This is a genomic window from Xanthobacter lutulentifluminis, from assembly GCF_043194675.2.
Classification (GTDB): domain Bacteria; phylum Pseudomonadota; class Alphaproteobacteria; order Rhizobiales; family Xanthobacteraceae; genus Xanthobacter.
Genome location: NZ_CM195525.1, coordinates 888357 through 902335, shown reverse-complemented (window position 1 = coordinate 902335; position 13979 = coordinate 888357). Strand labels below are relative to the sequence as shown.

At 72.0% G+C, this 13979-nt stretch carries 12 protein-coding genes; 6 read left to right on the top strand and 6 right to left on the bottom strand.

The window, feature by feature from the left end; genetic code table 11:
• Nucleotides 1–5 precede the first annotated feature (5 nt).
• From V5F49_RS04090 to V5F49_RS04070, 5 genes are read left to right on the top strand one after another with little or no spacing between them, the layout of a single operon-like run.
• On the top strand, nt 6–1652 hold the full coding sequence (locus tag V5F49_RS04090) for an ABC transporter substrate-binding protein (RefSeq protein WP_394114455.1): 1647 nt from the start codon (nt 6–8) through the stop codon (nt 1650–1652).
• Nucleotides 1653–1655: 3 nt separating this feature from the next.
• Nucleotides 1656–2624: an ABC transporter permease gene (locus tag V5F49_RS04085; protein WP_394114456.1), complete on the top strand. Its 969-nt coding sequence runs from the start codon at nt 1656–1658 to the stop codon at nt 2622–2624.
• Nucleotides 2625–2631: 7 nt separating this feature from the next.
• Nucleotides 2632–3513, top strand: coding sequence for an ABC transporter permease (locus V5F49_RS04080; RefSeq protein WP_394114457.1), 882 nt, complete (start codon nt 2632–2634; stop codon nt 3511–3513).
• Complete coding sequence (locus V5F49_RS04075; protein WP_394114458.1) at nt 3510–4523, top strand: ABC transporter ATP-binding protein; 1014 nt, start codon at nt 3510–3512, stop codon at nt 4521–4523. Before V5F49_RS04080 ends, V5F49_RS04075 begins: the two co-directional genes overlap by 4 nt.
• Entirely contained in the window at nt 4486–5469 is a 984-nt protein-coding gene (locus tag V5F49_RS04070) for an ABC transporter ATP-binding protein (RefSeq protein ID WP_394114459.1), read from the top strand. Before V5F49_RS04075 ends, V5F49_RS04070 begins: the two co-directional genes overlap by 38 nt.
• Nucleotides 5470–5505: 36 nt before the next feature.
• On the opposite strand, the gene V5F49_RS04065 is transcribed toward V5F49_RS04070, so the two are convergent.
• Genes V5F49_RS04065 through V5F49_RS04050 form a run of 4 tightly spaced genes read right to left on the bottom strand, consistent with a single transcriptional unit; the run spans nt 5506 to nt 9990 of the window.
• Nucleotides 5506–6888 (bottom strand): LLM class flavin-dependent oxidoreductase, encoded by a 1383-nt coding sequence (locus V5F49_RS04065; RefSeq protein ID WP_394114460.1) that lies wholly within the window; start codon nt 6886–6888, stop codon nt 5506–5508.
• Complete coding sequence (locus V5F49_RS04060; protein WP_394114461.1) at nt 6885–7067, bottom strand: hypothetical protein; 183 nt, start codon at nt 7065–7067, stop codon at nt 6885–6887. The genes V5F49_RS04065 and V5F49_RS04060 overlap by 4 nt, the downstream gene beginning before the upstream one ends.
• A 26-nt stretch (nt 7068–7093) precedes the next feature.
• Nucleotides 7094–8524: an LLM class flavin-dependent oxidoreductase gene (locus V5F49_RS04055; protein ID WP_394114462.1), complete on the bottom strand. Its 1431-nt coding sequence runs from the start codon at nt 8522–8524 to the stop codon at nt 7094–7096.
• Nucleotides 8525–8538: 14 nt separating this feature from the next.
• Nucleotides 8539–9990 (bottom strand): FAD/NAD(P)-binding protein, encoded by a 1452-nt coding sequence (locus tag V5F49_RS04050; protein ID WP_394114463.1) that lies wholly within the window; start codon nt 9988–9990, stop codon nt 8539–8541.
• Nucleotides 9991–10114: 124 nt separating this feature from the next.
• Between V5F49_RS04050 and V5F49_RS04045 the strand changes: the two genes are divergently transcribed.
• Nucleotides 10115–11755 carry a rhodanese-like domain-containing protein gene (locus V5F49_RS04045; protein ID WP_394114464.1) on the top strand — a complete coding sequence of 547 codons (1641 nt, stop codon included), beginning with the start codon at nt 10115–10117 and terminating at the stop codon, nt 11753–11755.
• 54 nt (nt 11756–11809) lie between these two features.
• Here the strand turns inward: V5F49_RS04045 and V5F49_RS04040 are convergent, their stop codons facing one another.
• Nucleotides 11810–12535 (bottom strand): SDR family NAD(P)-dependent oxidoreductase, encoded by a 726-nt coding sequence (locus V5F49_RS04040; RefSeq protein WP_394114465.1) that lies wholly within the window; start codon nt 12533–12535, stop codon nt 11810–11812.
• A gap of 34 nt (nt 12536–12569) precedes the next feature.
• Nucleotides 12570–13964, bottom strand: a complete 1395-nt coding sequence (locus V5F49_RS04035) for an MmgE/PrpD family protein (protein ID WP_394114466.1) — start codon at nt 13962–13964, stop codon at nt 12570–12572.
• Between the last annotated feature and the right edge of the window lie 15 nt (nt 13965–13979).

Below are 13979 nucleotides of genomic sequence, written 5' to 3'. Positions count from 1 at the left end.
CCTCCATGCCCCAGCTGTCGCGCCGCTCGCTCCTCGCCGCCGTTTCCGGCGCCGCCGTCCTTGCCGCGGTCGCGGCCGTGCCGAACCCGCTCGCCCCGGCCCGTGCCGCCGAGCCGGCGCCGACCCCCGTGCGCGGCGGCACCCTGTCCATCATCCTGCAGCCCGAGCCGGTGACCCTCACCCCCGTCGCCAACGTGGCGCAGCCGACCCAGCTGGTCGCGGGCAACGTCTTCGACGGCCTCGTCTCCTACGGCTTCGACCTGAAGCCGCAACCGCTGCTGGCCGAAAGCTGGGAGGTGGCGCCGGACGGCCTCACCATCACCTTCCGGCTGCGCCAGGGCGTGAGGTGGCACGACGGCAAGCCGTTCACCGCCGCCGACGTGAAATGGTCGCTGGAGAACGTGTGGAAGACCATCCACCCGCGCAACAAGGCGCTGTTCGAGAACGTCTCCGCCGTGGAGACGCCGGATGACCACACGGTGGTCCTCAGGTTCTCGAAGCCGTCCCTGCCCATCTTCTCGGTGCTGAACGGGGTGGGCGCGCCGATCCTGCCGAAGCACCTCTATGACGGCACGGACATCCTCAACAATCCCTACAACAACAGGCCTGTGGGCACCGGCCCGTTCGTGTTCAAGGAGTGGAAGCGCGGCGAATACGTGCTGCTCGAGCGCAATCCCGACTACTGGCAGCCGGGGCGCCCGTATCTCGACCGGATCATCTTCCGCGTGATCCCGGACGCTGCCGCCCGCGCCGCCGCGATCGAGAAGGGCGAGGTGCAGTACGCGCCGTTCAATCCCGTGCCCTTCCGCGACGTGGAGCGCCTCGCCGCCCTGCCGCATCTGAAGGTAGAGACGCGCGGCTACGAGTGGCTCTCGCCTGTGCTCTACTTCGACCTGAACGTGGAGAATCCCGCCCTGAAGGACGTGCGGGTACGACAGGCCATCGCCCATGCGGTGGACCGGGACGCCCTCGCCAGGGTGGTGTGGTTCGGCTATGCGAAGCCGGCGGTGAGCCCGGTGCCCTCCACCCTCGCCGCCTTCCACGATCCGGACGTGCCGAAATATCCGTTCGACCTGAAGAAGGCCGAGGCGCTGCTCGATCAGGCCGGCTTCCCGCGCGGCGCCGACGGCACCCGCTTCACCCTCGCCCACGACTATCTGCCCTACGGCGACGATTATCGCCGCACCGGCGAATTCCTGAAGCAGGCGTTGAAGAAGGTCGGGATCGAGGTGAACATCCGCGCGCAGGATTCCGCCGCCTTCATCAAGCGGGTCTATGCCGACCGCGACTTCGACATCTCGTCCTCCTACAACGCGGCCTTCCCCGATCCGCAGATCGGCGTCGTGCGCGAATACTGGTCCGGCTGGCTCGGCACCAAGACGCCATGGACCAATGGCTCGGGCTATCGCAACGCTGAGGTGGACCGCCTGATCGAGCACGCGGCGGTGGAGGGCAACCCGCAGGCGCGCGCGGCCGACTTCCGCGCCTTCCAGCAGATCGTCCAGCGCGACCTGCCGACCCTGCCGCTGCTGGAGCTGAAGTTCTTCACCATCCATGCGGCGAACCTCAACGGAGCGGTGCAGCAGGGCGACCAGGTCTATTCCTCGCTGCGTGAGGCGTGGCTTGCGCCCGACGCGGCGAAGGGCAACTGAGCCGTGGCCCGATATCTCAGGCGCACGCTGGGGCAGATCGCGTTCGTGATCCTCGGCATCGCCGTCATCAACTTCTTCCTGCTTCGCCTCGCTCCCGGCGATGCGGCGCAGGTGATGGCGGGGGAGGCGGGGTCCGCCACGCCCGAATACATGGCCGCCCTGCGCCAGCAGTTCGGCCTCGACCAGCCGCTCTACGTGCAGTTCCTCGCCTATCTGAAGAACGTGCTGACGCTGAACCTCGGCTATTCCTTCCGCCAGGGCCTGCCGGTGTCCGAGCTGATCTGGCAGCGCCTGCCGGCGACACTGCTGCTGATGGGAACCGCCATCACGTTCGCGCTCACGGTGGGGGGCGTGCTGGGCTTCATCGCGGCGCGGCAGGCGGGGCGGATCACCGACACGCTGATCTCGGCCCTTGCCCTCCTGTTCTATGCGACGCCGGTATTCTGGATCGGCGTGATGCTGGTGGTGGTGTTCTCGGTGCTGCTGGACTGGCTCCCGGTGGGGGGCATGGCGAGCATCGAGGCCGGGCTGAGCGGCTGGGCTTACGCGGCGGACGTCGGCCGGCATCTCATCCTGCCGGCGCTCACGCTCGGGCTGTTCTACCTTGCCATCTACACCCGCCTCATGCGCGCCTCCATGCTGGAGGTGTACGGGCAGGATTTCGTCCGCACCGCGCGGGCGAAGGGCGTGCGGCCGCGCCGCATCGCGGTGCGCCACGTGCTGCGCAACGCACTCTTGCCCATCGTCACCACGCTCGGCGTGCAGCTGGGCTCCATCCTCGGCGGCGCGATCCTGGTGGAAACGGTGTTCTCCTGGCCGGGGCTCGGCCGGCTGGCGTTCGAGGCGCTGTTCCAGCGTGACCTGAACCTGCTGCTGGGCATCCTGTTCTGCTCGTCGATCGTGGTCGTCTTCGTCAATCTCGCGGTGGATCTCGCCTATACGGTGCTCGACCCGCGCATCGAGCTCAGCTGAGGCGCGCATGGCCCTTCTCGACATCACGGCCGCGCCTGCGGCCCCCGCGATTCCGCGCGACACTCTGCTGCGGCGGCTCGCGCGCCGTCCCTCCGCCGTGCTCGGCCTCGTGCTGCTGGCGGCCATCATCGCCATGGCGGGATCGGCGGACCTGATCTATCCGGATGATCCGCTCGACATGGTGGCCCAGCCCTTCCTCTGGCCGGGGCAGGACGCGGCCTATCCCCTCGGCACCGACATGCTGGGGCGCGACATCGCTTCCGGCATCTTCCACGGGGCGCGGGTGTCGCTGCTCATCGGCGCGGTGGCGACAGCGGTGTCGCTGGTCATCGGCGTCACGGCCGGGGCTCTCTCCGGCTATTACGGCGGCCGGCTCGACGCGGCGGCGATGCGCATCACCGAGCTGTTCCAGACCATCCCGCCCTTCCTGTTCGCCCTCGCCATCGTGGCGATCCTGCAGCCGTCCATCGCGACCATCACGGTGGCCATCGGCATCACCGCCTGGCCGTCGCTGGCGCGGCTCGTGCGGGCGGAGGTGCTGAAGATGCGCCACGGCGAACTGGTGGCGGCGTCGATCGCGCTCGGCGCCTCGGACCTGCGGATCGTGGTGCTCCACATCCTGCCCAACACGCTGGCGCCGGTGATCGTGTCCGCATCGATCCTGGTGGCGAGCGCCATCCTCACCGAATCCTCCCTCGCCTTCCTCGGCCTCGGCGATCCCAACGTGGTGAGCTGGGGCGGCATGGTCGGCGCGGGGCGCGAGGTGCTGCGCACCGACTGGTACGTGGCCACGATCCCGGGCCTCGCCATCGTCGCGGCGGTGCTGGCGCTGAACCTGCTGGGCGACGGCCTCAACGATGCGCTGAACCCGCGGGAGGCCCGGCGATGAGCGATCCTGTCCTGCGCGTCGATCACCTCTCCATCGCCTTCGTCAACGGCCGCGCGCGGCGGCAGGCGGTGCGCGACCTGTCCTTCTCCGTCGACCGGGGCGAGACGCTGGCGCTGGTGGGGGAGAGCGGCTGCGGCAAGTCCATCACCGCCCTGTCGCTGCTGGGCCTCCTGCCCACTTCGGGCAGGGTGGACGGCGGCAGCGTCCGGCTGGAGGGGCGGGACATCTCCGCTTTGCCGGAAGCCGAGCTCAGGCGCCTGCGCGGCGCGCGCATCGCCATGATCTTCCAGGAGCCCATGACCGCCCTCAACCCCGTGCTCACCGTGGGCGAGCAGGTGATGGAGGCCATTCTGGAGCACGAGAACGTCAGCCGCCGGGCCGCCCGCGCGCGGGCGCTGGCGCTGCTGGAGCGGGTGCGCATTCCCGATGCCCCGCGCCGCTTCGACGACTTTCCGCACCGGCTGTCCGGCGGCATGCGCCAACGGGTGATGATCGCCATGGCGCTGGCGCTCTCGCCCGCCGTGCTGGTGGCGGACGAGCCCACCACCGCCCTCGATGTCACCATCCAGGCGCAGATCCTCGACCTCATCGACGAGCTGAAGCGGGAGAACGGCACCGCAGTGGTGCTCATCACCCACGACCTCGGCGTGGTGGCGCAGCACGCCGACCGGGTGCTGGTGATGTATGCCGGCCGCAAGGTGGAGGAGCGCCCCACGGCGGAGCTGTTCGCCCGCCCGCTCCATCCCTACACCCGCGGCCTGATCGCCGCCCGCCCGCGCCTCGGGGCCGAGCGCGCCGGCCGGGCGCGGCTCGCCGAAATCCCCGGCACCGTGCCGAGCCTTGCCGCCATGCCGGCCGGCTGCGCCTTCGCGCCCCGGTGCGCGCTGGCGGAGCCGGCCTGCCGCGTGGCGGTGCCGCCCCTCGTGCCTCAAGGCGACGGCGCGGTGGCGTGCCTGCGCACCGGAGACATCCATGTTCCAGAACACCCGCGTGACGCCGTTGACGCCTGAACCCGTGCTGGCGGTGGACGACCTCACCGTCCGCTTCGCCACCGCGCGCGGCACCGTGCAGGCGGTGAGCGGCGTGTCGCTCGCGCTGGCGCCGGGCGAGACGCTGGGCCTCGTGGGGGAGAGCGGCTGCGGCAAGTCCACCCTCGGGCGTGCCATCGTGCGCCTCGTGGAGCCCGCATCCGGCCGCATCCACCTCGCCGGCACCGACATCACCCACGTCCCGCGCCACCGCCTGCGGACCGCGCGGCGCAAGGCGCAGATGGTGTTCCAGGACCCCTTCGCCTCGCTCGATCCGCGCTGGACCGTGGGCGAGCTCATCGCCGAGCCGCTGCACATCCATGGCATCGGCACGCGGGCGGAGCGGCGAGCGCGCGTCGCCGACCTGCTGCGCAAGGTGGGCCTGCCGCAGGACGCGGCCGAGCGCACCCCGCACCAGTTCTCCGGCGGCCAGCGCCAGCGCATCGGCATCGCCCGCGCGCTCGCGCTGGAGCCCGAGGTGGTGGTGCTGGACGAGCCGGTCTCGGCCCTCGACGTGTCGGTGCAGGCGCAGATCCTGAACCTGCTCGCCGACCTGCAGCAGACGCTGGGCGTCGCCTTCCTGTTCATCAGCCACGATCTGTCGGTGGTGGAATATGTGAGCGACCGGGTGGCGGTGATGTATCTCGGCCGCATCGTGGAGCTGGCCGACCGGGAGACGCTGTTTCGCGCCCCGGCCCATCCCTACACCCGCGCGCTGCTGGACGCGGTGCCGCAGATCGAGGGGGGCCCGCGCCGTGGCGCTACCCTCGCCGGCGATCTGCCGAGCCCCTATGCGCCGCCCCCGGGCTGCGCCTTCCACACCCGCTGCCCCCTTGCCACCGCCCGCTGCGCGCAGGAGGCGCCAGCATTGCGGACGCTGGCGCCGGGCCAACAGGTGGCCTGTCACCTCGCCGGCGCTGGCGCCTGACATCATGCCCCGGCCGGCGGCCGGGGCATGGCTCCCTCAGGCCGCTGCGGCATCGGGATGGCGGAACCGCGCGCCCGCGTGGGTCGGCTTCAGCTGGTCGGTGCCGGAGAACTTGGCGCGCAGCGTTCCCGGCGCGTAATCCTGCTTGTAGACGCCGCGGCGCTGCAATTCGGGCACCAGCAGGTCCACCACGTCGACGAACGTCTCCGGCACGAAGGCGTGGGAGAGGTTGAAGCCGTCCACGTCGGCCTCCTCCACCCACGCCTGCAGCTCGTCGGCGACGTCGGACGCGCTGCCGACGAACAGCGGGCCGCGCCCGCCGATCCCGTTGTGGGTGACGATCTCCCGCAGGGTCCAGGTCCGTCCCGGATCGGCGCTGGTGAAGCTGTCGATCACCGACTGCACGGCATTGTCGCGGATCTCGCCGCGGGTCAGCGGCGCATCGAGGTCGAAGCCCGAGAAGTCGATGCCGGTCCAGCCGGAGAACAGGGCCAGCACGCCGTCGGGATCGGTATGGCGGCGATATTCGGCGAGCCGCGCCTCGGCTTCCGCGCGGGTCGGCGCCACGATGGCGGTGGCGAGGGTGAACACGGCGATGTCACGCGGATCGCGCCCGAGCGCGATGGCGCGCGCGCGGATGTCGGCGATGCCGGGGGCGATGCTCGCCTTGGTCGGTCCGCCCACGAACACCGCTTCCGCATGGCGTGCGGCAAACGCGCGTCCGCGCGGCGAGGCACCCGCCTGGAACAGGAAGGGCGTGCGCTGGGGCGAGGGCTCGGTGAGGTGGATGGTGTCGACGTCGAAATGGGCGCCCTGGTGCCGCACCGGGTGCACCTTCGTCGGATCGGCGAAGGTGCCGGAGGCCCGGTCGCGCACCACCGCGCCGTCCTCCCACGAGCCCTCCCACAGCCGGTAGGCGACCTCCAGGAACTCATCGGCGCGATCATAGCGGTCATCGTGGCCGATCACCTTCTCGCGCCCCACGGCGCGGGCGCCGCTGTCGGAATAGCCGGTGACGATGTTCCAGCCGATGCGGCCGTCCGTGAAATGATCGAGCGTGGAAAAGCGCCGCGCCAGCACTGCCGGCAGCTCGTGGCTGGTGGAGGCGGTGATGCCGAAGCCCAGCTGCCGCGTCTCGTGGGCCAGCGCCGAGACCAGCATCAGCGGGTCGAGCTTGGGGAACTGCGCGCCGGAGCGGATGGTGGCCTCGGCCGAGCCGCCATACACGTCGTGCACGCCGATGCCGTCGGCGATGAACAGGGCATCGAACTTGCCCCGCTCCAGCGTCTTCGCCAGCTCGACCCAGTAGTCGAGGCTGTTGTAGGCCGCGCCGCGGCTGCGCGGGTGGGCCCACAGCCCGGGCGAAAGATGCACCGGGCTGAAGCCGGTGAAGCCGTTGAGGCGGATCTGGCGGGTCATGCGGAGCCTTTCGCGCGCCACGCCGGGCGCCGGAGACGGAAGGGGAGGGCGGCGGTGAGCCGCGCCAGCAGGGGGCGCAGGCGCGGCCCGACCGGCGCCGGAGACGGGGCAGGCGGGGCGCCGAGGGGAAGCGCGCCGAACAGCAGGGTCACGGCCTCGAGGCCATCGCTGGAAGACATGATGCGGCTCCTGCCGGCTGAGGGGCTCAGACGGCGGCGCGGCGGTCAGCGCCGGCGGCGTCGGGACGGAAGGCCGCTGCGGGATGGCTCTGCGGCAGCCGGCTGCGGCCGGGGCCGTAGAGCTTCTCGCGCAGGGTGCCGGGGGCGTAGGCCTGCTTGAAGCGGCCGCGCCGCCGCAGCTCCGGCACGACGAAGGCGCCGAAATCCGCATAGCCGCCAGGGGTCACCGCATAGCTGAGGTTGAGCCCGTCCACGTCGGTGGCGTCCACCCACGCCTCGATCTGGTCCGCCACCTGCGCGGCCGAGCCGACGAACACCGGTCCGCGCCCGCCGATGGCATTGTGCTCGGCGAGCTCGCGCACCGTCCACACCCGGCCGGGATCGGCGATGGAGAAGGCCTCCAGCGCCGAGACCAGGCCCTGCGTGCGGTCGTCGAAGCGGATGGGGGCGTCGAGGTCGTACGTGGAGAAGTCGATTCCGGTCCAGCCGGAGAACAGGATCAGCGCCGCCTCCGGGTTGATGTAGCGCCGGTAGCTCTCCAGCTTGGCGCGGGCCTCGTCTTCGGTCGCGCCGACGATGGTGGTGGCCATGGAGAAGAACAGGATCTCCCGCGGGTCCCGCCCCAGTGCGGCGGCGCGGCGGCGGGTGTCGGCCACCACCGGGGCGATGACGGCGGCGGTGGGGCCGCTGACGAAGATGCATTCCGCGTGGCGCGCGGCGAAGGCGCGGCCCCGGGTGGAGGCCCCTGCCTGGAACAGCACCGGCGTGCGCTGGGCCGACGGCTCGGACAGGTGGATCGCATCCACCTGGAAATGCTGGCCGCGATGGGTGACGCGGCGCACCTTGGCAGGATCGGCGAAGGTCAGCGCCGCCCGGTCGCGCACCGCCGCGTCGTCGTCCCAGCTGCCTTCCCACAGCGCATAGACCGCGTCGAGATATTCGTCGGCGATGTCATAGCGGGTGTCGTGCGGGGTGAGCGCCTTCTCGCCCACCGCCCGCGAGCCGGAGGTGGTGTGGCCGGTGACGATGTTCCAGCCGATGCGGCCGTTCGTGAGATGGTCGAGGGTCGACATGCGCCGGGCGAACGGGTAGGGCGGCTCGTAGAGGGCGTTGCTGGTGATGCCGAAGCCGAGATGCTCGCTCACCCGCGCCATGGCCGAGACCGCGACGATGGGATCGAGCTTGGGGATCTGCGCGCCCACCTTCAGCGCCGCATGATAGGAGCCGCCGTAGACATCGTTGGAGGCCATGCTGTCGGCGATGAACAGGGCGTCGAAGCCGCCTGCTTCCAGCGTGCGGGCAAGGTCGGTCCAGTAGCTCAGGCGCGTGTAGTCGAGCGAGCGGTCCTCCGGGTGCCGCCACAGGCCGGGCGAGTGATGCACCGGCGAGGCCATGGCGAAGGCGTTGAGGCGGATTTCCTTGCGCGGGGCATCGGGCCCGCTGGCGATCTGGGTCATGGATGGCCTCCGGCTCAGGCGGCGCTGGCATGCGCGGCGGCGGGCGCCTGCACCGGGGTGAGGTGCCGGGCGGCGATGAGCTGGCCGAAGGCGCCCGCCTGCGCCACGATCTCGGCGATGGTGGTGGATTCCCAGCGCGTGCCGCGCAGGATCGGTCCGATGCCGAACACGCGGGCGGAGGCGACACCGTCGGCGCCGATCACCGCGGCGTCGGCGTCCACGTCGATGCCATAGCCGAGGCCGCCGGGGCGCACCGTGCCGCGGCCCAGAAGGGCGGTGACGAGCGGGCGGTCCGTGATGCGCGGCCACGCATATTCAGCCCCGGTGCAGTTCACCACGAGATCGACCCGCACCTCTTCCTCCGGCCCGCCGCCACGCGGGCGCAGGCGGACGACGGCGGAGGCGCCATCGTCGGAGATGCCGACGATCCGCCCCGGCCGGGCGGCGAGGCGGCCCTGTGCGCGCACCTCGGTGAACACGACGTTGGAGGGGCCGGGCGCCCGGTGCAGCGCCAGCTCCCAATAGCGGCGCAGGTGGCGGTTGAAGCGGGCGCGCTCCGCCGGCGACGCGCCGGCCCACAGCTCGGCGAGGCGGGCGCGGATGACCGGCACCACCGCCTGCCAGTCGCCGCCCTCGGCCGCGATCCGCGCCAGCGCCTGCCGCACGCGCACGAGCAGGTCCCGCGCGGTCGCGGGCAGGTCGCCGGCGAGGAAGTCGGCGGCCGGCGGCGGCTCGCGGCGTTCGTGGATGAGCAGGCCGTGGCGCGACACGCTCACATAGCTGCCCGAAAAGCCCCGGCGCTCGAGCGACACCAGCGCATCCAGCATGGTCAGCCCGCCGCCGACGAACAGCACCGTGCCGTCGCGCGGCACCGGCCGTGCGCCGAGGCTCCAGGGATCGGCCACGTAGCGCTCGCCCCGCAGCGCCGGCTCGTCCACCGCGAAGCCGGGCCGGTTGCCGGAGAAGCCGGTGGCGAGCAGGGCGATGTCGGCGCGCAGCAGCCTGCCGTCCGAGAGGGTGACGCCGACGCCGTCCGGCCCCTCCCGCAGATCGACCGCCTCGGCGCGCACGTGCTCGACGGAGCTGCCGATGCCCGCCTCCCCCTGCGCCCGCGCCAGCTCGGCGCGCACATAGGCGGCATAGAGGGCGCGCGGCACGAAGCTGTCGGCGAGGCGGCCGGATGGCGGCAGGGGAATGCCCGCCGCCTCCTCGCGCGCCGCCACCCAGTCCACGAGATGGTCCGGCCGGTCCGGATGCAGGCCGAACAGGCGGGCGGGGCCGTTCAGGTAGTGGGCCGGATCGGACGTGGAGAAGGCCAGTCCCTGTCCCAGCTCGGCGCGCGGCTCGACGATGCGCAGGCGCAGCGGGCGCCCGCCGGCGGCATCCAGCAGCTTGATGGCGGCGGTGACCCCGGAAAAGCCGCCGCCGATGATGATGGCCGTGAACGGTCGCGCGCCGTTGCTCATGTCCTGCCTCCCGAAGCTGTTTCGGGCCGAGGAAACCAGCCGGTTCCTATTTAGTCAATAAATTCTATTGAAATTATATAAAATATTGCGACCATGCCCCCGTTATTTCCCGGGAGGATTCCGCATGACCACGACCCTCGCGCTCCAGCCTGGCGCAGGCGTCCCCGCCGCCGAGGTTCCGACGCTGGATGCCGGCGCCCTGCGCGCCCGTCTCGCCGCGCCCGGCGAGCTGGCGCTCATCGACGTGCGCGAGGAGGGCGTGCGCTCGCGCGACGGGCATATCCTCCAGTCGGTCCCTCTGCCGCTGGGGCAGATCGAGCTGCGTGCCGCCGCGCTCCTGCCGCGCTTCGGCGCGCCGGTGGTGGTGACCGATGCCGGTGACGGCGACCGCGCGTTCCGCGCCGCCCGGCGGCTGGCGGAGCTGGGCTATACCGACGTCTCGGTGCTGGAGGGGGGCGTGGCGGCCTGGGCGGCCGCGGGCGGGGTCGTCTACACCGGCGCCAACGTGCTGTCGAAGGCCTTCGGCGAGTTCGTGGAGCATGCCTATGGCACGCCCCGGCTCCCCGCGCGGGAGGTCAAGGCGCGCCTCGACCGGGGCGAGGACCTGGTGGTGCTCGACGGGCGCACGTTCCAGGAGTTCGAGACCTTCCACATTCCCGGCGCCCATGCCGTGCCGAACGCCGAGCTGCCGCTGCGCGTCCATGATCTCGTCGCGTCCGACGCGACGCTGGTGGTGGTCAATTGCGCCGGGCGCACGCGCTCGATCATCGGCGCGCAGGCGCTCATCAACGCAGGGATTCCCAACCCGGTCGTGGCGCTGGAGAACGGCACCATGGCATGGCTGTTCGAGGGCTACGATCTGGCGCAGGGCGATCTCAGGCCCGCGCCGGCGCCGGGCGCGAAGGGGCTGGAGAAGGCGCGGGCCACGGTCTCGCGGCTGGCGCAGCGCTTCGGCATCCGCGCGCTGGACGCCGCGGGCCTCGCCCGGTTCGAGGCCGAGCGTGGCGCACGCACCCTGTACGTGCTGGATGTGCGCACCCGGGCCGAGTTCGAGGCCGGGCACCTGCCCGGCGCGGTGTGGGCGGAAGGCGGCCAGCTGGTGCAGGCGACCGACCGCTGGGTAGGCACGCGCAACGCCCGCATCGTGCTGGTGGACGATGCCGACGGCGTGCGCGCAGCCATCACCGCCTCGTGGCTGATCCAGCTCGGCGTGGGGGAGGTCCATGTCCACGCCATCGATCCCGGAGCGGCGGATCTGGAGCGCGGGCCGGAGCGCACCACGGTGCTGGGCCGCGCGCCCACCGTGGCGGTGACGACAGTGGCCGGCCTGGAGCGCCTGCTCGCCCGCGAGGCCGCCGTGGTGCTCGATCTGGACACCAGCCTTGCCTATGCCGCCGGCCACATTCCCGGCGCCCGGTTCGCGGTCCGCGCGCGCCTGCCGGAGGGACTGGACAGCCTGCCGCAGCGCCCGCTGGTGGTCACCTCCGCGGATGGGCGCCTCGCCGCGCTGGCGGCGGCGGATCTCGCGGGCGCGGGGCGTCAGGTCTCGGTGCTGGAGGGCGGCACGGCCGCATGGCGCGCCGCCGGCCTGCCGATCGAGACCGGCGAGACCGCTCTGCTTCACGTCGCCGACGACGTGTGGCGCTCGCCCTATCAGGAGGGCGGCGACCGCCACGCCGCCTTCCGCCGCTATCTCGACTGGGAAATCGCGCTGATCGACCAGATCGGGCGCGATGACACCATCGCCTTCAAGGTCTATCCCTGACGCACGAAGGCCGCCGGAGGGACATCCGGCGGCCTTCCGCTTGTTCGGATCGGGTCAGGCGAGGGCGCGGCCGCCGCCGTCCACGAACAGATTGGCGCCGGTGATGTATCGCGCCTCGTCCGAGAGCAGGAACGCCACCGCGTCGGCCACGTCGGTGGGAAGCCCGGGGCCGGGAAGCGCGGTGTCGGGCGGCGCGCCGGTGCCGGCGGCGTTCAGCGCGTCGAGCCGGGGCGATTTGATGGGGCCGGGCGAGACGGCATTCACCCGCACCCCCTGCGGCCCGTAGACCGTGCCGAGGCCGCGCACCAGAAGGATCAGCGCCGCATTCACGCTGGAGCCCGGCAGATGCTGGGGCGAGGGCTCGATGCCGCCGCGCCCGCTCAGCACCACCACGCTGCCCTTTCCGGCGGCGATGAGATGCGGCAGTGCCGCCCGCACCACCCGCACGGTGCCGAGCAGCTTGGCGTCGATCACCTTCAGCCAGTCTGCATCGTTCAGCTGCAGGAAGCCGCCGAAGATGGGCAGGTTGGTGGAGGTCACCACCCCGTCCAGCCGGCCGAAGCGGTGTGCGATCTCCGCCGCGGCCGCCTCGACCGCGGCGGCATCGGTGATGTCCACGGCAAGCGGGATGATGCGCTCGCCGGAGGGCAGCGTCTCCGCCCGCCGCCCTGAAGCGATGACGGTCGCGCCCTGCGCCGCCAGCGTTTCCGCGCTGGCCCGGCCGAGGGCGCCGCCGGCGCCGGTGATCCAGATCACGCGGTCCTTGAAATCATGTGCCATGGTGGCCTCGGTGGGAGAGGGGGCAGGTGCGTGTTCAGCGCACCGCGTCGAAGAGGGTGGCGATGTCGTCCACGCCTTCCAGCCGGTGGACGCGCTGGATCAGCGCTTCCGCCTGGGCCTCGGTGAGGGCGCTCGGGCCGTAGGTGAAGGCGGCGATGAGCTTGGCATAGGCCTCCTCCTCCGCCAGCGGCGCCTCACGGCTGCCGGGCAGCGCATCGAAGCGGGTGTGGAGGCTGCGTCCGTCATGGGTCTCGATGGTGACGTCGGCGGGGGCGAACGTGCCCTCGCGGCTCCCGTCCACGCGCACGTCGAGCCGCTCCACCAGCGGGCGGATGGCGGGGTCGAGCACTGCTTCCGGCTCGATGTCCGCGAGCCCGAAGCCGCCCCGCAGCAGGATGGCGGCGACGCCGTAGCGGACGTTGAACTGGCCCGCCACCTGCGGGTTGGCCTCCGGCGCGAAGGCTCCGCCAACGAGGCGGTGCATGTAGGGCGTGATGACGATCTCGCCCCGCTTCACGTCGTCGGCGCCGATGCCGTGGCGCCGGACGAGATCAAGCGTCGCCTGCAGCGCCGCATGGCTGCAGCCGCAGGCGGGAAAGCGCTTGAGGCTGGTCTCCTCCAAAAGGAAGCGCCGGCCGAAATCGGCGAGCACCGTGTCCGCCGTGCCCTCCTCGAACAAGGCGAACAGGGCGAACGGGCCTTCGAAGGCGGCGCGCGGCCCGGTGACGCCGAGGGCGGCGAGATCGGCGGAGATGACCCCGTCGCGCGCGGCGAAGGCCGATTGCAGGCGCTTGGTGAGGCGCTGCTCCACATGGCTCTGCTGGGTGCCGCCGGCCTGGCACAGGGCGATGCCCAGGGCATTGTGGGTGCGCCCGGCATCGAGCCCCCGCAGCCGCGCCGAGGCCAGCGCCGCGCCGAAGATGCCGGCGATGGAGGTGTGGAAGAAGCCCTTGTTGGTGAACATGGCGCCGGCGAGCCGGATGGCCAGCTCGTTGCCCAGCGCCAGCGCCGCGATCAGCTCGCGTCCGTTGCGGCGTTGCTGCTCCGCCACCGCGAGGGCGGCGGGCGCGGTGATGATGTCGGCGTGGATCTGGCCGGCGAGGCTGTCGAAGTCGAGCGCCGCCGCCAGCGTGCCGTTGAAGAAGGCGGCGGCCGAGGGCTCGCGCCGGGTGCCGCGGTGGCCCCACAGGGTGGCATGGCCGGGGGCGCCGCGCAGGGCCAGGGCCCGTGCCGCGTTCACGCCCGCCGCCTCCCCCGCCGCCCAGGCCACCGCGAGGGTGTCGAGCAGCACCCGCTTGGTGGCGGCGACGACGCCGGACGGCAGGTCGTCGTAGGAGATCGCGCGGGTGGCTGCGACCACGGCTGCGGTGACGCCCGCCTCCGGGCCTGTCGAGGCTGCGGAGGCGGAGGGCTTGAACGGCACGTTCATGACAAGGCTCGTGGC